Below are 18,081 nucleotides of genomic sequence, written 5' to 3'. Positions count from 1 at the left end.
GGGCCTGCGCTCTATCGTCCCGGCATCTTCAACCGGAGGAAATTTTCATGTCGACTTCCGCAGCACTCAGCAAGCCCGCCGACGCCCAGCCGGACCTCGCCGCGCTCAAGCAGCGCCAGCACGGCGCCTGGTCGTCCGGCGACTATGCCGTGGTCGGCACGACCTTGCAGATCGTCGGCGAGCAGATTTGCGAGGCGCTCGACCTGCGTGCCGGCAGCAAGGTGCTCGACGTCGCCGCCGGCAACGGCAATGCCACGCTCGCTGCGGCGCGGCGCTGGTGCGATGTGACCTCGACCGACTACGTGCCGGCGTTGCTCGAACGCGGCCGCGAGCGCGCAGCGGCCGAGCACCTCACCATCTCGTTCCGTGAGGCGGACGCCGAGGCGCTGCCGTTCCCGGACGCCTCCTTCGACGTGGTGATTTCGACCTTTGGCGTGATGTTCACGCCCAATCAGGACAAGGCGGCCTCCGAGCTTGCGCGAGTGTGCAGGGCCGGCGGCAAGGTCGGGCTCGCCAACTGGACGCCGCAGGGCTTTATCGGGCAGCTCTTCAAGACACTCGGCAAGCACCTGCCGCCGCCGGCCGGGGTGAAATCGCCGGCTCTGTGGGGCACAAAGGCCCGGCTCGAGGAGATGTTCGGCGGCCAGGCATCGGAGATTGTCGCCGAGCCCCGAATGTTCGTGTTCCGTTACCGCTCGCCCGAGCACTGGCTCGACGTTTTCAAGTCGTTCTACGGTCCGATGCTGAAAGCCTTTGCCGCGCTCGACGATAATGGCCAAGCGGAACTGCGCCGCGATCTCTTGAGCCTCGTCGGCGAGTTCAACCATGCCGATGACGGCACGGTGGTCGTGCACAGCGAGTATCTGGAGGCGGTGATCACGAAGCGCTAAGCGCGGGAAAGATTGGATCAGGCCGGAGCATATCCGGCCTGATCACGCGATCGGACTAAAGCGCGATGAGATCAGGATGAATCGTCATCGCGCTTTAGGTTGTTGTTTGCGCATGATCTTTCCGGAAAACCGCTTCGCACTTTTCCGGATCATGCTTTAGGATGGCGCGGCTGCGCCGACCGTATCGGCCGAGACGGCTTCCCTGCTGCCGAGCGGCCTGGGCTTGCCCGTGGTGGTGTCCCGCAAGGTCTGCCGCTCGATCTCCGAGTTCAGCTCGGCCCCGAACATGACGACGATGGCGGACATCCACATCCACATCATCAAACCGATCGCTGCTCCCAGCGAGCCGTAGGTGGCGCTGTAATTGCCGAATTCCGAGAGATACCAGGAGAGCAGCGCCGAGCCGGCGATCCACAGGACGGAGGCAGTCACCGCGCCGATGCTGAGCCATTCCCAGCGCGCGGCGTCGCGGCTGGGCGCGAAGCGGTAGAGGATGGCGAGCGCGACCAGCAGGATGACGAACAGCAGCGGCCATCGCGCCAGCGCGACGATCAGCTTGCTCTCCGGGGCGAGCCCGAGATGGTTCAGCGCGAGCGGGAAGGCGACGACAGTGCCGACCATCAGCAGGAGCGCGGCGATGCCGCCGACGGTGAAAGCCAGCGACACCAGATTGAGCCGGATGAAGCTGCGCTTCTCGCGCTCCTCATAGGCGACGTTGAGCGCGTCGATGATGGATTTGACGCCGGCATTGGCGCTCCAGATCGCCAGCACGAGACCGAACAGGAAGGTGGCGCCAAGCGCCGTGTTGCCCTTCGACACCACCCGCCCGATCTGGTCCTCGATGATCTGGAACGTACCCTCGGGCAGCATCATCGCGAGCGTCTGGAGGTTGGCGCTGATCGTCGAGGGGTTGGCGAACAGGCCGTAAGACGAGACGAGCGCGGTGACGGCGGGAAAAATCGCAAGCAGTCCGAAGAAGACCACGCCGCCCGCGGTTGCGAGCAGTCGATCCTCGTCGAGGCGCTGGTAGGTGCGCCAGAGAATGTCCTTCCAGCCGGCGAAGGGAATCCTGAAAGGGCTTCCGGACCGGCGGCCATGGCCGCCCTGCAAGGCGGCACGAGAGGGACTGGTTTCGGGCGAGTTGCCTTCCGCGTTGCGGCGGTCCTCGACGTTGGCTGATCGCGGCGAGATGTAGCCCTGAAAGTAGCGTTCCGCCGTCAGCACCAACACCGTCGTGGCGGCGACGAGCAGCCAATCGTCGAGCTGCTCGCGCCGCGGTGTCATCATGCGTCCAATCGACGGTTGTGGCGCCTCCGGCGCGCCGCGGTTAAACCCAACAGCCCGATGGCTGCGAGCATCAGGCCAAGCTGCACCGAGCGGTTGCCCCGGGCCGGCGAACCGCCGTTGCGATGCCCCTTTTCGCCCGGCGCGAGCGGCACCAGCGGGATCGTGGTCGCGACCTCCTTCACGGCCTCCTTGACCGTTCCACGCGGAATCCGGGGCGTGGCGATCGCAACCCGCAGCCGGCTGGCGAGCGGCACGACCGCTTTGGGCCGGCGTTTTACCTGGGCCATTGCGACGGCGGCACAGATCGCCGCCAGCACCAGAAGCACGGCGCCGGCGGCGCCGAAGGCCCAGAACATTCCATAGGTGAGCTCGACCCAGCGGAACAGCGCCATCAGTCCGACGAAAAAGGCGGCGATGACGAACAGGCCCGCGACGGCGAACAGCCCGGCGGCGACCGCATACGACGTCGCCTTGCCGGTGGCCTGGCTGGTGCGGTCGCGCACATACGACCGGGCGGCGCGCCTGAGGTGGTGGAGCTTGAGCGCCATTCCGACGCGCAGCAATTCGCCCGATGGCGCAAGCATGCGAACAATCCTCCAGTGGCCGAGGCTTACGGCATTATCGTGATGAACGTGGAGGCGTTTGACTTGTTCCGGAGGATGCGAATTCAGCCGAGATCCGCGGCCGCGATCCAGAACACCTCGCCCTCGGAATCCTCGGTGTCGAGCCAGAGCAGCGGCAGTTCGGGGAACGCCTCATCGATCCGCTCGCGGCCGCGGCCGATCTCGCACAGCAGTCCGCCCTCGGGCGTGAGGTAGCGAGGTGCGTCTTGCAGGATGCGGCGCACGACATCGAGCCCGTCGGCGCCGCCATCGAAGGCGAGCTTCGGTTCTGCGCGGCATTCCGGCGGCAGTGACGCCATCCCTTCGGCATCGACATAAGGCGGGTTGGAGATGATCAGGTCGTAGCGCGCGTTGCCGAGCACCGCGAACAGGTCGCCGCGATGGAGCGTGACGCGGTCTTCGAGACCGTAGTCGGCGACATTACGCGCGGCAACCTCGATCGCGCCTTTGGAGATGTCGACAGCATCCACCTCGGCATTCGGGAAATGCAGTGCGGCGAGGATCGCAAGGCAGCCGGAGCCCGTGCAGAGATCGAGCACGCGCTCGACGGCAATCGGATCGTCGATCAGCGAGCCGGCCTCGCCGTCACCGCCGAAATGCGAATCCAGGAGCTCGCCGATGAAGGAACGCGGCACAATCACGCGCTCGTCGACGTAGAAGGGCAGGCCGCGCATGTAGATCTTGTTGACGAGATAGGCGGCCGGCTTGCGTGTGGTGACGCGCGCCTTGATCAGCGCAAGGAGGGTCTTGCCTTCCGCCGCGGTGACGCGGGCATTGGCAAAGGGTTCGAACTGCTCGGGATTGAGATGCAGCGCCTCGCAGACAAGGAAGGCAGCTTCCGCCACCGGATCGGTGGTGCCATGCGCGAAGGCAAGCCTGGTTTCGACGAACCGGCTCACCGCATAGCGGACGAAATCGAGCAGCGTCACGAGCTCGCCGGCTGCGACCTTCGCAAGCTTTGGTGCGGCGCGGCCGCGCGTGGTCTTCTTGGACGCTTTTGCCATCAGGATCTGGTCCAGCGTGCGGCGGCCTGGTCGTCGCGCGTATTGGCCTCGACCCAGCCGGTGCCGGCTGCGCTCTCTTCCTTCTTCCAGAACGGCGCGCTGGTTTTCAGGTAGTCCATCAGGAATTCGGCGGCCTGGAACGCCGCCTGGCGATGCTGCGAGGCAGTCACCACCAGCACGATGTTTTCGCCGGGCGTGATCCGGCCGACGCGATGGATCACCGTGACGCCGTCGAGCGGCCAGCGCGAGATGGCCTCGTCGACGTGGCGTTTGATCTCCTCTTCGGCCATGCCCGGATAGTGTTCGAGCGTCAGCGCCGAAATCTTCGCGCTGTCCTCGTCGCCGCGGCAGATCCCGGAGAAGCTTACGACCGCGCCGATGTCGGTGCGACCGTTCGTCAGCGCAGCGATCTCGCGCGCGACGTCGAAATCGTCTTGCTGGATGCGGATGGTGACAGGGCCGGTCATGCGCGCGACGCTAGCCGCCGGTCATCGGCGGGAAGAACGCGATCTCGCGGGCGCCGGCGATCGCCGCATTCGGCTTGACGTGGGCGTGGTCGATCGCGGCACGGATCACCTTCGGCTTCTCGAACGCATAGGCGTAGGCCTCGCTCCGGCCGGACAGCCAGGCGATCAGCTCCTCGATCGTCCGCACGCTCGCCGGCGGCTCGATCGTCTCCTCCGCCTTGCCGATGCGCTCGCGCACCCAGGCGAAATATTTCACCTTCATCCCTCATCCTCCTTGATGAGGTGATGGATGCCGGCGCGGAAATAGTCATAGCCGGTGTACATGGTGAGCAGCGCCGACGCCCACAGCAAGAGCAGGCCGATCTGGGTCACCACCGGCACCACCTGGTCGCCGGCCTCGCCCGCGAGCAGGAAGCCGATCGCAACGAGCTGGACCGTCGTCTTCCACTTCGCAAGCTTGGTCACGGGCACGCTGACGCGCAGCGCCGCCAGATATTCGCGCAGGCCCGACACCAGGATCTCGCGGCACAGGATCACGATGGCAGCCCACAGCGACCAGCCGTGGATGATGCCGTCGGCCGCCAGCATCAGAAGGCACGAGGCGACCAGGAGCTTGTCGGCGATCGGGTCGAGCATCCGGCCGAAGGCTGACTGCTGGTTCCAGATCCGCGCATAATAGCCGTCGAGGTAATCCGTCACCCCCGCCGCGATGAAGATGGCAACCGCCACCCAGCGCAGCCACAGCGGCCCGTCCAGGATCGACTGGGCGTAGATGCATCCGACCACGACCGGGATCGCGGCGATCCGGCCATAGGTCAGGATGTTCGGGAGGGACATCGCGCGGCTGTTCGTCCCTCGTGTCGTGGCGATGTTCATCCGTTCTACCAATACCGCTGCAGCCTGAAGGTCAACCGTCCCACTCCCCAAATGGGGTGCGGGATGCGACGCCCATATGACCACGGCCCCCTTTAGTTCATCCCGGCTGGGGATGGAAATATTCGAAAATCTTGCGGGCGCTTTCCGCGCTCACCCCCGGAACCTTGCCGAGATCGGCGATCGACGCCCGCTCGATCTCCTTCAAGGTTCCGAAATGATGCAGCAAGGCACGTTTGCGTGACGGGCCGATGCCCGGGATCTCCTGCAAACCGGCCTCGCGGATGTCCTTCTTGCGCAGCTTGCGGTGCGAGCCGATGACGAACCGGTGGGCCTCGTCCCGCAACCTCTGAATGAAATAAAGCACGGGATCGCGCGGTTCGAGCTTGATCGCCTCGCGGTCCGGCATGAAGAGGGTCTCGCGCCCGGCGTCGCGGTCCGGCCCCTTGGCGACCGACATCAGCGACACCTGGGTCAGCCCGAGGCTCTCGAAAATCTCCCTGATAGCGTTGAGCTGGCCGCGGCCGCCGTCGATGATCACGAGGTCGGGCCATTGTGGGAAGTCGTCGTCCCTGGCCTTCGCAGTCTCCTCGGGCGGACTGAGCAGCCGCTTGAAGCGGCGCTGCAAGACTTCCCGCATCATCGCATAGTCGTCCCCGGGCGTGAGCCCTTCCGACTTGATGTTGAATTTGCGGTACTGGTTCTTCACGAAGCCGTCGGGCCCCGCGACGATCATGGCGCCGACCGCATTGGTGCCCTGGATATGGCTGTTGTCGTAGACCTCGATGCGCTTCGGCGGATGGGGCAGGGTAAGGGTCGCGGCCATCGCTTCCAGCAGGCGGCCCTGCGTCGCGGTGTCCGCGAGCTTCCGTCCCAGCGCTTCCCGCGCGTTGGTCAGGGCATGGGTGACGAGCTCCTTCTTCTCGCCGCGCTTCGGCGTGGAAACCTCGACCTTGTGGCCGGCCTTGATTGACAGCGCGTTGGCAAGCAGCTCGCTTTCCTCGATCTCATGCGAGAGCAGGATGATCTTCGGCGGTGGCTTGTCGTCGTAGAACTGGGCGAGGAACGAGCCCAGCACCTCTTCCGGCGTGAACGTCTTCTCTGCCCGCGGAAAATAGGCGCGGTTGCCCCAGTTCTGCCCGGTGCGGAAGAAGAACACCTCGACGCAGGAGAAACCGCCCTCCTGGTGGATCGCAAACACGTCGGCTTCTTCCACGGTGCGCGGATTGATGCCCTGTTGCGACTGGATCGCCGACAGTGCGGCGAGACGGTCGCGATAGAGCGCGGCGCGCTCGAATTCGAGCTCGCCCGAGGCCTTCTCCATCTCGCCCGCAAGCTCCTGCTTCACGGCGTGGCTCTTGCCGGAGAGGAAGTCGGTCGCTTCCCGCACCAGCGTCGCATAGCCCGGGAAGTCGATCTCGCGGGTGCAGGGGCCGGCACAGCGGCGGATCTGGTGCAACAGGCAGGGCCGCGTGCGGCTCTCGAAAAACGAATCGGTGCAGGAGCGGATCAAGAAGGCGCGCTGCAAGGCAGTGATGGTGCGGTTGACGGCGCCGGCGGAAGCGAACGGGCCGAAATAGCGCCCGGGCCGGGTCTGCGCGCCGCGATGCTTGAGGATCTGCGGCGCCCAATGGTCGCCGGTGATCAGGATGTAGGGAAACGACTTGTCGTCGCGCAGCTGCACGTTGAAGCGCGGCCGGAGCTGCTTGATGAGGTTGGCCTCGAGCAGCAGCGCCTCGGTCTCGGTCGTGGTCGAGACGATCTCGACCGAGACCGTCGCCGCGATCATGCGCAGGATGCGCGCCGGCTGCTGCGCGCCCACGCGCGCGTAGTTGGAGAGGCGCTTTTTGACGTTCTTGGCCTTGCCGACATAGAGCACGTCGTTGTTCGCATTGAGCATGCGGTAGACGCCCGCCGAAGTGGGGGCGAGCCGTACCGCGCGCTCGATCGCGTCATGTCCGGTCGCAAGCGGACCTTCGCCGACCGCGCCAGTCTCTTCCAGGATATCCGGGAGCCGCGCCTCATCTTCGTCATCGCTGCCATTCGTCACGGGATCGACGTCGGGCGGCGTCAGCTCCTGCGGCGGGGCGTCCGGCGCTGCGCCGCGCCGCACCTTTCGCGCGCGTGCAGTGTCCGGGGTGTCGGAGGAATCGTGATCCATAGTGCGAATTTAGGCGCTGGGCGTGCCGATTTGAAGTTTTACCGGGCTGGCTGAGCGGACCGCGCGCGGTGTTCCCGGTAACGCTTCCTTAAGACTGTTAAGCGGGCGGTAACCGCGCTTAACAACCCTTTAACTTAAAACTCTCGATAAATCCTACGCGAAAAGTTCTTGGTTCCGTAACCATGCGGTTTTGCCTTGCGCGACTGCGCATGCAGACCGCGATGGCCTTGCGGCAGTTGCGTTGGAGTGTGTGATGAAGGGGCTCGTTATGGGCGCTGCGGCTCTGGTTGCCGCCGGCTGGAGCGCTTCGGCAGAGGCCGCCGATCTCAATTACGGACGGCAAGCAGCCTATACCGTCAACCAGCCGCTCAATGCCTATAGCTGGGCCGGCCCCTATCTCGGCGCCAATCTCGGCTATGAATGGGGCTCGGTGAGCAACAATCCCGCCAATCCGGCCGGCTTCGTCGGCGGCATCCAGGCCGGCTACAACTTCCAGAACGGCCCGTGGGTGTTCGGCGTGGAAGGCGATATCCAGGCGGCCGGCGCCGACGATACGTTCGCGCCGTGGAAGTTTTCCAATCCCTGGTTCGGAACGTTGCGCGGTCGCGCCGGCTACGCCTTCAACAACATCCTGTTCTACGGCACGGCCGGTCTTGCCTTCGGCGAGTTGCGTGCGGAGACTTTTGGCTGGACGGAGTCGCACACCACGGTGGGCTGGACTGCAGGTGTCGGCGCCGAGTTCGGCATCGCGCAGAACTGGAGCGCCAAGATCGAATATCTCTTCCTCGATCTGTCTTCGAGCCAGTTCGCGATCACCGGCGTGTCGAACGGCTATAGCGCCAGCGTGGTGCGTGCAGGCGTGAACTATCACTTCTGATAGCTAAAGAAGAAAATACCGGACCTAAACCTCCCGGCCTCGCGGCCGGGACTTTTTTGCGTCAGGCTTCGCCTAAGAGAGGATCACCAGGTTGACCGCCTTGGGTCCCTTGCCCTTCTTGTCCGGCTCGACTTCGAAAGTGATACGCTGTCCTTCGGTGAGGTCCTTCAGTCCCGCCCGCTCCACCGCCGTGATGTGAACGAAGACGTCGCGACCGCCATCGTCCGGCTTGATGAAGCCGTAACCGCGCTCGCCGTTGAAAAATTTAACCGTGCCCGTCATGGCCATCGGGACTCCTCCCCCGCATTGCTCCTCCGCCGTGATGCAGACTCGCACCTCGGCATGACCGGACATACGAGCCCGGGAGCTGGCCACCCTTGGACGGACGTGTCAGTCCGCCTGGATCCTTCTGAGGCCTTCACTCCGCCGCAACCATTCGCGGAAGCGGAACGCAAAGCCAGTCACGGGACACAGCATAATACGGTTCTTTGCAGATTGACTACCGTTCATGCATAGTTTTCCCAATAGGTGTACTACTTTAGGGCTTCGGTACCTCCAGGCGGAAACGGGCCGCGCCGCCCTGGCCGAGCGGCTTTTCGAGCTCCGGCAGGATGGTCTTGAGCTCGCCCTGCAGCGTAAAGGGTGGGTTGACGATCAAAAGCCCCGTCGTGACGAGTGGTGCGTCGGTACTTTGCGGTGCGACGCTGAATTCGAGCCGTAGGCATTTCCCCTGAGGCTTGGCTGCGGCTGCAGCCCGCGCCACAGCTTGCGCGAGCGCGTCGGTGGCGCGCCTGGATTTGACGGGATACCAGATCACATAGATGCCGGTCGGCCACTTGGCGTACGCTTCGGAGAAGGCCTCACCGAGACGCTCGAACTCGTCCTTGGCCTCGAAGGGCGGGTCGATCAGCACCAGACCGCGCCGCTCCTTCGGCGGCACGAAAGCCGGCAGCGCAACCCAGCCGTCAAGATCGACCACGCGCGCCTGCGTGTCGCGACGCAGCACATCGATCAGCGCCTTGCGCGCCTTCGGCTCGAGCTCGCAGGCGACGAGGCGGTCCTGCGGCCGCAACAGGCCACGCGCGATCAGCGGCGATCCGGGATAGGCCTTCAATTCGCCGCGCGGATTGAAGGCGCGGACGATGTCGAGATAGGGCTTTGTGAGTGCGGCGACCTCGTTGGACAGGCGTGCCTGCATGACGCGGGCGATGCCGGTCAGCCACTCGCCGCCGCGCCGCGCCTCGTCGCCTTCGAGATCGTAGAGGCCGGCGCCGGCATGAGTGTCGATGACGCGGAATGCGGCTGGCTTGTCCTGGAGATAGGTCAGGATGCGCGCCAGCACGATGTGCTTGATGACATCGGCGAAGTTGCCGGCGTGAAAGGCGTGGCGGTAGTTCATGTCGGACAGTTACGACATCGCGCGATGAAAGTAACGGTTGTCATTCCGGGACGATGCGACGGGACCGCAAGCGCGGCCCGGAGCATCGAACTATGGTGCGCAATTGCGCACCTGAGAATCCCGAGATTCCGGGTCTGGTGCTGACGCTCCATCCCGGAATGACGGAGAGAGTGTGCGGCTGAGGCTAACCGCCGCGGATCGGCGGCATCGTCACCTGGTCGCGGCGGCAGGCGCGGCGGTCGAGCTCCTCGCAGGAGCGGAATTGCAGGTCCTTGTTCAGGCAGATGCGCACCTCCGACAGCCGCGTCCGGTTGCACGTCACTGAAACGGCCGAGCTGCTCAGCCCCGGATTGGCCTTGATGAAGGCCTCCTCGACATCGGCGGGCGCCACGGTCTTGGCCTGCGACAGATCGAGATATTCGGCCGGAATCTTGATGACGGCGCGCGCTTTCCGGATGGTCTCGAAATAATTGCGGTCCGACAGGCCCGAGCAGGTGCCGTGCTTGTCCCATTCGTTGAAGATCAGCCCCGGCGCCGGCATCAGGTCGAGCATGGAAGAGACGATGTTGCGGTTCAGCCGCGGCGCCGGCCGCTGGCAGTATTCCGGAAAGCCGTTCTCGTATTGCGGCCACAGCCCGTGCACCACGAAGGCGTAGGGCCGTCCGCCGCACTGGATCTGGGAGCGGCCGCCGCGCTCGGCTGCCTCCTCGCAGAACGACGGCGACCAGGACAGCGACAGCACATAGAAATCGAATTCGCCGGGCGCATTCTGCCGCCTGTCCTGCGCCATTGCACTGCCGGCCAGCGCGACAAGGCCGGCGGTGAGCGCGAGGGAGATCAGAAAACGGGACAGGGAATGCAATCTGGAATGAAACATGACGACGCCCTTCAACTAGACTGTGCAAGAGAGCCTAGCAGGCGACGAGAACATTTCAAGAACAAAATGGACGACGCCCGCCTTGGCGCGACGATTCGCCCGAATCAGGGTTTTGCCGCCCGGCAGGCGGGATTGTACGCCCAGTTGCGGTCGAGACCGACCACGCACCATTCGACGCCCTGGCCGAAGCCGGCAAAGCCGCCGTCCTCGAGGATCGAGAAATGCACCCTGCGCACCTTGCCGTCGCTGAGCATGGCCTCGCCCGTGCAGTAGCGGCGCGGAATGTTGTCGGACTGCCAGGGCCGGAAGGCGGTCTCGTGGACCCCCGCGAAGCCCGTGATCTTCAACGACGAATTCCAGAACGAGCTTTCTTTCTCCCAGAACTGGGTGGCGATCGTCGGCAGTGCCTTGTCGCAATCCGCGACGCGGCCGTCATAGCGGGGGCCATCGAGCCAGAAGTTCAGCTCCAGCGGATTGGCGGCCTTGGCCTCGGTCAGCGACAGCGCCCCCAGGACGAGGCCGAATACCGCGGCAAAGCGGAGCGATTTCAGGGAGGTGACGAGGTCGCGCATGGGCAATCCAGGAGGCATGGTTGCAAGCATCGGACCGTGCCGCGAAGGTGGGGAGAGGTCAAGTGCAGCCGGGCAACACTCGCTGACGAGTTGCACGCAACGTCGCACTTGGCAGGCCTTCCATTCTTTTCAGCACGTCCGCGGCGCCGTAGACTGGCGCCAGCCAAAGGGAGTGACGGGAATGCGAATCATTGCGGCCGCGAGCCTTCTTGCCAGCCTGGTTGTCTCGGGACTGCTGGCGGGTGCGCCGGCGCGCGCCGACATCCTTCCGGTGCCGCCCGTCAAGGGCAACGACACCGGCGGCATCATCGCCTATTCAATGGCGACGCAGGTCGATGCGCGGCAGATCGCCGTCGACCACTGCGCCCGTTACGGCAAGGTGGTGAAATTCCTCGCCGTGCAGCCCTATGACGGCGGCTACATCTCGTTCGCCTGCCGCTGGGTGCCGTATGGCGCGGCCGAGCAGCCGCTGCGCACGCTGTACTGATCCCCTTCAGACCGCAAGCTGTGACCGGGAGTTGGGCGCATGACGCGACGGCCGTTTGTTTTCTGCGCTAGCCTGCTTGTGCTCGCAATGTCGGCGACGACGGCTGCGCATGCGGTGGATCTGCCGGTGCGCAAGGCCGGCCTCTGGGAGATGAAGATGCTTCGCTCCGGCGGGCCGATGCCGGAAATGACCATGCAGCACTGCACCGACGAGACCGTCGACAAGGAGATGAACAACAACGTCTCCCCGATGGCGAAGCAGATCTGCACCAAGCAGGACATCCAGAAGACCGCGACCGGTTACGTCAGCGATTCCGTCTGCAACGTTGCCGGCACCACCACGACCTCGCATGCCGAGATCACCGGCGACTTCAACACCGCCTATTCGGTGAAGAGCACCGCGCACATCCAGGGCGGCGTTGCCGGAGCTGCGGGGCACGACGCGACCACGACAATCGAGGCCAAGTGGCTCGGTCCGTGCAAGGCGGACCAGAAGCCCGGCGACATCGTGATGCCCGGCGGCTTCAAGATGAACGTCAAGGACGCGGCGAAGCTGAAGGATCTGCTGCCGAAGTAGGGTGGTAGCCGCACGGGTGGTGCACTCTCTCTCCCCGCAAGCGGGGCGAGGTAGGAAATGCTACACCGGAATCCGCACCGATGCCCGCAGGCCGCCCATCGGGCTGTCGCCGAGCGTGATGTCGCCGCCATGCGAGCGCGCGATATCGCGGGCGATCGCAAGGCCGAGGCCGGTGCCGCCTTCGTCCTGGTTGCGGGCGTCGTCCAGCCGCAGGAATGGCTTGAACACTTCCTCGCGCAGATGCGTGGGGATGCCGGGCCCGTCGTCGTCGATGGTGACCGTGAGGTAGCGGTGATCGCGCTGGCCGGTGATGGCGATCGTCTTGCCGTAGCGTGCCGCGTTGGTGACGAGGTTGGCGAGACAGCGTTTGAACGAGGCCGGCTTCACCGTCACTACGGGCAGGCCGTTGAACGCGACAGTCGCGGTGTGGCCGTGACGTTCGGCGTCGCTGCGTAGCTCCTCGAGCGCCTGCGCCATGTCGGTCGGCTGCGACTGCTCGCCGGAATCGCCGCGCGCGAAGGCGAGGTAGTCCTCGAGCATCATCGACATCTCGTCGACGTCCTTGCGCATGCCCTCGAGCTCGGGATTGTCGCCGATCAGCGCCAGCTCGAGCTTGAAGCGGGTCAGGATGGTGCGCAGATCGTGGCTGACGCCGGCCAGCATCGCGGTGCGCTGCTCGATCGAGCGCTCGACGCGCGACTTCATCTCCAGGAACGCCATTGCGGCGCGCCGGACCTCGCGTGCACCGCGCGGGCGGAAGTTGGGCGCATCGCGGCCTTTGCCAAAACTTTCGGCGGCGTCCGCGAGCTTCAGGATCGGCTTGATCTGGTTGCGCAGGAACAGCACTGCGACAATCAGCAGGATCGAGGAGGTGCCGACCATCCAGAACAGGAAGATCTCCGAGTTCGAGGCATAGGCCGCGCTGCGCTGCGCAAACACGCGCATGATGGCGTCGTCGAGCTGGATGCGGATCTCGACCACGTTGGAGCGGCCGACCGTGTCGATCCAGAACGGGCGTCCGATCTGGCGGCCGAGCTGCACCGAGAGCGTCTGGTCGAGCAGCGAGAAGAACGGCTTCGGCCCTGGCTGCGGCATGTCGCCGGCGGGCAGGAAGTCGACCACCAGGCCAAGGCGCTGCTGCGCGATGCGCCTGATCTGGTCGCGGTCCTTGTCTTGCGGATAACCCTTGTAGACGTCGATCAGCGCGGCGATGTCCTGCACCACCGCAGCCGAAAGACGCCGCGTCACCGTGTTCCAGTGCCGCTCCATGAACACGAAGGCGACGACCGATTGCAGCACCACCATCGGCACGATCATGATCAACAGCGCGCGGGCATAGAGGCCGGTCGGCATCCAGCCTTTGAACGCATTGCCCATCCAGCCATTGACGGCGGAGACGCGGTCGGCGGCGCTCCTCAGCAGCGTCAGGCCGGTGTCGATCGTACTCATCGCGCCCGCTTCATCCGGTCTATGGCGAGGCCACCAGCCGGTAGCCGATGCCGCGTACCGCCTGGAGGAACAGGGGATTGGCGGGGTCGTTCTCGATCTTGCGCCGCAGGCGGTTGATCTGCACGTCGACGGCGCGCTCGTTGACGCTGCCGTTGCCGGTCAGCGCGGCGCGCGGCACGGTCTCGCCCTGGCTGTCTGCGAGGATGCGCAGCATCTCGCGCTCGCGGTCGGTCAGGTGGATGACCTCCTCGCCCTGGCGCAACTCGCCGCGATCGAGATGGAAGACGTAAGGACCGAACGCGATCTTCTCGATCGTGGTGACTTGAGGCGGGGCGGTACGCTTGAGAATGTTGTTGATACGCAGCGCAAGCTCGCGCGGCTCGAACGGCTTTGCCACATAGTCGTCGGCGCCGATCTGCAGACCCTCGATGCGGGCTTCCGCCTCGTGGCGCGCCGTCAGCATCACGATCGGCACCGAGGAGGATGTCCGGATGAAGCGGGCGAGGTCGAAGCCGGTCTCGCCGGGCATCATGACGTCGAGGATCAACAGATCGAAATGCAGGCCCATGAGCTTGGCGCGGGCATCGCTCGCGCTGGCGGCGGTCGAAACGCGATAGCCTTCGGCGGCGAGAAAGCGCGACAGGAGATCGCGGATGCGGCGGTCGTCGTCGACGAGGAGGATGTGTGGGGCGTCGTCGGCGGGCTCCACCGGCGGACGGGCGAGCGTGGCAGCGAGTGGCACGGTCACTCCTTTGTGGCTTGGTTGACGTTGGCGAAGATCGTCTCCAGCACCTTGTCGGGATCCTGGCGGTCGATCATGGCGCGCAGGAAGCGTTTCACGGTCTCGGCGTCCTGCGGGCCGATCTCGGCGAGCGCCCGGTTGATTCGCGTGGTCTGGAGCCCGGCGAGCTTCTGCACCAGCGCCTCGCCCTTCGGTGTCGCATAGAGCAGGCGCTGGCGGCGGTCGTTATCGCCGGTCTTCTGCACGATATAGCCCTCATCGAGCAACTGCTTGAGCACGCGCCCGAGCGACTGCTTGGTGATGCGCAGGACGTCCAGGAGGTCGGCGACCTTGAGGCCGGGATAGCGGTAGACGAAATGCATGACGCGGTGATGGGCCCGGCCGAAGCCGAACGCCTCCAGTTCCTGGTCGGGATCGCCTACGAAATCGCGATAGGCGAAGAACAGGAGCTCGATGATATCCCAGCGCAAATTGCCCACGTCGCTGGCTGCCGGCTTGGTCTCGGCGGCGTCGGGGGAGGGGTTTGCGAAATTTATGTCAGGCATATTGACGTATCTTGGGTTCAATGTTACAAAACGATCGACCCGGACGAAATTTTAGATCGCTTCGTTCGGGAATGATGTTGTCCAAAGCGGCCGGGGAAGTGCCGGACAGGCAGCGCCGGCCGGACCAGATCTACCGTGCGATTGTCGAGCGGCATATCGGCAAAACATACTGGACTTCCGCCCTCCGCAAAAGCATGTCCTGTCGCGACATGCTGGCCACGGGAAACCGGCCGTAACAAGGCTGGTCACGGTCGGGGGCCAGACCTGGTTAAGTTATCAAGCCCGAAAGAGGCAGGCCGGCGCGTTTCCGCGCGCCGATTGCGACAGCGGGAGGCAAGGGAAAAATGAGTCTGAAATTCGAAATCCAGCCTGCCACCAATCCGACCTCCGAGACGGAGCGCACGGCAAAGCTTGAAAACCCTGGCTTCGGCCGGGTCTTCACCGATCACATGGCCGTGGTCCGCTACAGCCAGGCCAAGGGCGGTTGGCATGACGCGCATGTTGAAGCCCGCGCCAATTTCCAGCTCGATCCGGCCGGCGCCGTGCTGCATTACGCCCAGGAGATCTTCGAGGGCCTGAAGGCCTACAAGCGCGACGACGGCGGCGTGAACCTGTTCCGCCCCGACGCCAATGCGCGGCGCTTCAAGAGTTCCGCCGAGCGCATGGCGATGGCGCCACTGTCCGAGGACGTCTTCATCGAGGCGGTCGAACAGCTCGTGCGGATCGACCGCGCCTGGATGCCGGGCGGCGAGGGCAGTCTTTACCTGCGGCCCTTCATGATCGCCAACGAGGTCTTCCTCGGCGTGAAGCCGTCGGCGGAATACATCTTTGCCGTCATCGCGTCGCCGGTCGGCTCATATTTCAAGGGCGGCCCTGCACCTGTCTCGATCTGGGTGTCGGAGAACTACACGCGCGCGGCGGTCGGCGGCACCGGCGCCGTCAAGTGCGGCGGCAATTACGCTGCGAGCCTGCGCGCGCAGGCCGAGGCCATCGAGCACGGCTGCGACCAGGTCGTGTTCCTCGATGCGGTCGAGCGACGCTATGTCGAGGAGCTCGGCGGCATGAACATCTTCTTCGTGTTCGACGACGGCTCGCTGGTCACCCCGCCGCTCGGCACCATCTTGCCGGGCATCACCCGCGATTCCATCATCGCGCTGGCCAAGGATGCTGGCTCGGTGGTGCGCGAGGAGCCCTACTCGATCGACCAGTGGCGCAAGGATGCGGCCAGCGGCAAGCTTAAGGAAGCTTTCGCCTGCGGCACTGCCGCTGTCATCTCGCCGATCGGCAAGGTGTGCTCGGCGAGCGGCGACTTCCTCATCAGCGGCGGCGCAGCAGGCCCGGTCGCCATGGGGCTGCGCAAGCAGCTTGTCGACATCCAGTACGGCCGGACCAACGACCCGCACGACTGGATCAGAAAGGTGTTTTGACCTGCGGCGGCCTCGGGCCATCGCTTTCTCATCGTCTCCCTGATCGAGCACCGTCAGCACGCGTTCCGCCGGGACGCGTGCACGGGCGCGTGTGCGATGAACTCAACGCCAGCGGGAGAAAATCATGGGAGTTTCATTCGATGAGATCGACGGCGTCATCTGGTATGACGGCAGGTTGGTGCCGTGGAAGGATGCCAACGTCCATCTGCTGACCCATGGCCTGCATTATGCGAGCTGCGTGTTCGAGGGCGAGCGCGCCTATGGCGGCAGGGTGTTCAGGAGCACGGCGCATTCCGAGCGGCTGAAGGCGTCAGCCAACATCCTCGATTTCGAGATCCCGTTCTCGGTCGCGGAGATCGATGCAGCCAAACAGCTTGTCATCGACACGAACAATCTGCCGGATGCCTATCTGCGCCCGATCGCCTGGCGCGGCTCGGAGATGATGGGCGTCTCCGCCCCGAACAACACCATTCACCTCGCAATCGCCGCCTGGCAATGGCCGAGCTATTTCGATCGCGCCGCGAGGCTGAAGGGGATCCGCGTCGATCTCGCCGAGTATCGAAGGCCAGATCCGCGCACGATTCCGGCGCTCGCCAAGGCCAGTGGCCTCTACATGATCTGCACCATCTCAAAGCACAAGGCCGAGCGCAAAGGCTATGCGGATGCGATGATGCTGGATTGGGAGGGCCGCGTTGCCGAATGCACCGGCGCCAATATCTTCTTCGTCCGCGACGGCAAGCTTCACACCCCCATCGCCGACTGCTTCCTCGCCGGCATCACGCGCGCCACCGTGATCGACCTCGCGGGGCGCCGCGGTATCGAGGTGATCGAGCGGCGGATCATGCCGGAGGAGCTCGACGGCTTTGCCGAGTGCTTCATCACCGGCACCGCCGCCGAGGTGACGGCGGTCTCCGAGATCGCGGAGCGGAGGTTTGCGCCCGGCGCGATCTCGGAGCAGTTGATACGGGACTACGCGGCGGAAGTGCAACCCAAGGGCAAGCTTGCGGCGGCGTAAGGGACTCTGGTGTCCCGGACGCGGCGCGGCACGGAGTGACGCGACGCTGAGCCGGGACCCATCGGAGCCGGATGGGCCCCGGATCAGCAGCGCACCACGCCGCAAGCGCGGCGCGCTGCGCTGCATCTGGGGAACGCCGGCGTCATGAACGCACTCGCGCGATCGCGCGACAAAGCCGGAGACATCAAGGCATTTGGACGCGCGATCATGGCTCCCACGCTCCCCCAATCCCTGAAATGGGCAGTGCTCGCTGCCATAACCGGCATCACGGTCTTCGGCATTCTGACGATCGGCCCCACGCCGCAGGTCGGGGCCCAGGACCGCTCGCCGGTCATCGACGTCCGCACCGGCAATCCCGAGATGAACGCCGCGATCGCCCGCGCGCGTGGCACGCTGCCGACGTTCTGGGCCTCCTACGATGCGCCGAAAGCGACGGAGACCGGGCACTCCCTGAAGGTGCGCTTCCCGACAGGCGGCGACAGCGCCGAGCACATCTGGATGGCCGACGTGAAGAAGCTCCCAACGGCACCTATTCCGGGCGCTTCGCCAACCGCCCGCGCGACCTGCCGGGCAAGCGGGAAGGCGACCTCGTCGAGTTTGGGGATGCCGACATTTCGGACTGGATGTTCATGCGCAACGACAAGATCGTCGGCGGCGAGACCATCAAGCCGCTCCTGAAATCCATGCCGAAGGCCGACGCCGACGCGCTGCGGGCGCGGATGGAGCAGCCGTAGGGCGCGACGCGGAGCACGCTCTCTCTTCCCCTCGCCCCGCCTGCGGGGAGAGGGTGGGGCTGTCTCTTATACACAT

20 protein-coding genes and 1 pseudogene are annotated in these 18,081 nt (G+C 65.0%); 7 read left to right on the top strand and 14 right to left on the bottom strand.

Translation table 11 applies throughout. The features are described 5' to 3' along the window. The first annotated feature begins 47 nt into the window (after positions 1 to 47). On the top strand, positions 48 to 890 hold the full coding sequence (locus Q2941_RS36815) for a class I SAM-dependent methyltransferase (protein ID WP_027523059.1): 843 nt from the start codon (positions 48 to 50) through the stop codon (positions 888 to 890). Positions 891 to 1,046: 156 nt separating this feature from the next. Here the strand turns inward: Q2941_RS36815 and Q2941_RS36810 are convergent, their stop codons facing one another. From Q2941_RS36810 to uvrC, 7 genes are all read right to left on the bottom strand, one after another. After that, positions 1,047 to 2,177, bottom strand: a complete 1,131-nt coding sequence (locus Q2941_RS36810) for a YihY/virulence factor BrkB family protein (protein WP_458195549.1) — start codon at positions 2,175 to 2,177, stop codon at positions 1,047 to 1,049. Then, positions 2,174 to 2,761 carry a phage holin family protein gene (locus tag Q2941_RS36805; protein ID WP_027523061.1) on the bottom strand — a complete coding sequence of 196 codons (588 nt, stop codon included), beginning with the start codon at positions 2,759 to 2,761 and terminating at the stop codon, positions 2,174 to 2,176. The genes Q2941_RS36810 and Q2941_RS36805 overlap by 4 nt, the downstream gene beginning before the upstream one ends. 83 nt (positions 2,762 to 2,844) lie before the next feature. Further along, positions 2,845 to 3,804 carry a 50S ribosomal protein L3 N(5)-glutamine methyltransferase gene (gene prmB, locus Q2941_RS36800; RefSeq protein ID WP_458195548.1) on the bottom strand — a complete coding sequence of 320 codons (960 nt, stop codon included), beginning with the start codon at positions 3,802 to 3,804 and terminating at the stop codon, positions 2,845 to 2,847. Then, entirely contained in the window at positions 3,804 to 4,271 is a 468-nt protein-coding gene (locus Q2941_RS36795; protein WP_458195547.1) for a molybdenum cofactor biosynthesis protein MoaE, read from the bottom strand. The genes prmB and Q2941_RS36795 overlap by 1 nt, the downstream gene beginning before the upstream one ends. Before the next feature lie 10 nt (positions 4,272 to 4,281). Continuing rightward, positions 4,282 to 4,533, bottom strand: coding sequence for a molybdopterin converting factor subunit 1 (moaD, locus tag Q2941_RS36790; protein WP_027523064.1), 252 nt, complete (start codon positions 4,531 to 4,533; stop codon positions 4,282 to 4,284). Then, on the bottom strand, positions 4,530 to 5,147 hold the full coding sequence (gene pgsA, locus Q2941_RS36785; protein WP_027523065.1) for a CDP-diacylglycerol--glycerol-3-phosphate 3-phosphatidyltransferase: 618 nt from the start codon (positions 5,145 to 5,147) through the stop codon (positions 4,530 to 4,532). The genes moaD and pgsA overlap by 4 nt, the downstream gene beginning before the upstream one ends. Positions 5,148 to 5,244: 97 nt before the next feature. Then, positions 5,245 to 7,305, bottom strand: coding sequence for an excinuclease ABC subunit UvrC (gene uvrC, locus Q2941_RS36780; RefSeq protein WP_027523066.1), 2,061 nt, complete (start codon positions 7,303 to 7,305; stop codon positions 5,245 to 5,247). A gap of 253 nt (positions 7,306 to 7,558) precedes the next feature. Here uvrC and Q2941_RS36775 point away from each other — a divergent pair, with 253 nt between their 5' ends. Continuing rightward, on the top strand, positions 7,559 to 8,182 hold the full coding sequence (locus Q2941_RS36775) for an outer membrane protein (protein WP_027523067.1): 624 nt from the start codon (positions 7,559 to 7,561) through the stop codon (positions 8,180 to 8,182). 72 nt (positions 8,183 to 8,254) lie between these two features. Here the strand turns inward: Q2941_RS36775 and Q2941_RS36770 are convergent, their stop codons facing one another. From Q2941_RS36770 to Q2941_RS36755, 4 genes are all read right to left on the bottom strand, one after another. Then, complete coding sequence (locus Q2941_RS36770; protein ID WP_027523068.1) at positions 8,255 to 8,470, bottom strand: cold-shock protein; 216 nt, start codon at positions 8,468 to 8,470, stop codon at positions 8,255 to 8,257. A gap of 250 nt (positions 8,471 to 8,720) precedes the next feature. Then, on the bottom strand, positions 8,721 to 9,581 hold the full coding sequence (locus Q2941_RS36765; RefSeq protein ID WP_027523069.1) for a 23S rRNA (adenine(2030)-N(6))-methyltransferase RlmJ: 861 nt from the start codon (positions 9,579 to 9,581) through the stop codon (positions 8,721 to 8,723). A gap of 184 nt (positions 9,582 to 9,765) precedes the next feature. After that, positions 9,766 to 10,458 carry a ribonuclease T2 family protein gene (locus Q2941_RS36760; protein WP_027523070.1) on the bottom strand — a complete coding sequence of 231 codons (693 nt, stop codon included), beginning with the start codon at positions 10,456 to 10,458 and terminating at the stop codon, positions 9,766 to 9,768. A 104-nt stretch (positions 10,459 to 10,562) separates the two neighbouring features. Continuing rightward, positions 10,563 to 11,030, bottom strand: a complete 468-nt coding sequence (locus Q2941_RS36755; RefSeq protein WP_027523071.1) for a hypothetical protein — start codon at positions 11,028 to 11,030, stop codon at positions 10,563 to 10,565. Between the two features lie 181 nt (positions 11,031 to 11,211). Here Q2941_RS36755 and Q2941_RS36750 point away from each other — a divergent pair, with 181 nt between their 5' ends. Both Q2941_RS36750 and Q2941_RS36745 read left to right on the top strand, forming a co-directional pair. Further along, the gene (locus tag Q2941_RS36750; RefSeq protein WP_458195546.1) at positions 11,212 to 11,517 is read left to right on the top strand and encodes a hypothetical protein; all 306 of its coding nucleotides are present in this window, start codon (positions 11,212 to 11,214) and stop codon (positions 11,515 to 11,517) included. Between the two features lie 39 nt (positions 11,518 to 11,556). Beyond that, the gene (locus Q2941_RS36745; RefSeq protein ID WP_458195545.1) at positions 11,557 to 12,093 is read left to right on the top strand and encodes a DUF3617 domain-containing protein; all 537 of its coding nucleotides are present in this window, start codon (positions 11,557 to 11,559) and stop codon (positions 12,091 to 12,093) included. Between the two features lie 60 nt (positions 12,094 to 12,153). Here Q2941_RS36745 and Q2941_RS36740 read toward each other — a convergent pair whose 3' ends face one another. Genes Q2941_RS36740 through Q2941_RS36730 form a run of 3 tightly spaced genes read right to left on the bottom strand, consistent with a single transcriptional unit; the run spans position 12,154 to position 14,829 of the window. Further along, positions 12,154 to 13,542 carry an ATP-binding protein gene (locus Q2941_RS36740; RefSeq protein ID WP_027523074.1) on the bottom strand — a complete coding sequence of 463 codons (1,389 nt, stop codon included), beginning with the start codon at positions 13,540 to 13,542 and terminating at the stop codon, positions 12,154 to 12,156. A 19-nt stretch (positions 13,543 to 13,561) separates the two neighbouring features. After that, positions 13,562 to 14,290: a response regulator gene (locus Q2941_RS36735; RefSeq protein WP_027523075.1), complete on the bottom strand. Its 729-nt coding sequence runs from the start codon at positions 14,288 to 14,290 to the stop codon at positions 13,562 to 13,564. Beyond that, positions 14,287 to 14,829 carry a MarR family winged helix-turn-helix transcriptional regulator gene (locus Q2941_RS36730; protein WP_027523076.1) on the bottom strand — a complete coding sequence of 181 codons (543 nt, stop codon included), beginning with the start codon at positions 14,827 to 14,829 and terminating at the stop codon, positions 14,287 to 14,289. The genes Q2941_RS36735 and Q2941_RS36730 overlap by 4 nt, the downstream gene beginning before the upstream one ends. 344 nt (positions 14,830 to 15,173) lie before the next feature. Between Q2941_RS36730 and Q2941_RS36725 the strand changes: the two genes are divergently transcribed. The 3 genes and pseudogenes from Q2941_RS36725 to Q2941_RS36715 all read left to right on the top strand — a co-directional run bounded on the left by Q2941_RS36725 (position 15,174) and on the right by Q2941_RS36715 (position 18,005). Next, a complete protein-coding gene (locus Q2941_RS36725; RefSeq protein WP_027523077.1) occupies positions 15,174 to 16,256 on the top strand; it encodes a branched-chain amino acid aminotransferase in 1,083 nt (360 codons plus the stop codon). A 124-nt stretch (positions 16,257 to 16,380) separates the two neighbouring features. Further along, positions 16,381 to 17,271 carry a branched-chain amino acid aminotransferase gene (locus tag Q2941_RS36720; RefSeq protein WP_027523078.1) on the top strand — a complete coding sequence of 297 codons (891 nt, stop codon included), beginning with the start codon at positions 16,381 to 16,383 and terminating at the stop codon, positions 17,269 to 17,271. 207 nt (positions 17,272 to 17,478) lie between these two features. Continuing rightward, positions 17,479 to 18,005, top strand: a pseudogene (locus tag Q2941_RS36715) (YegJ family protein). The last annotated feature ends 76 nt before the right edge of the window (positions 18,006 to 18,081 follow it).

The organism is Bradyrhizobium sp. UFLA05-153, assembly GCF_054185185.1.
This window is presented reverse-complemented; position numbering and strand designations above follow the sequence as displayed.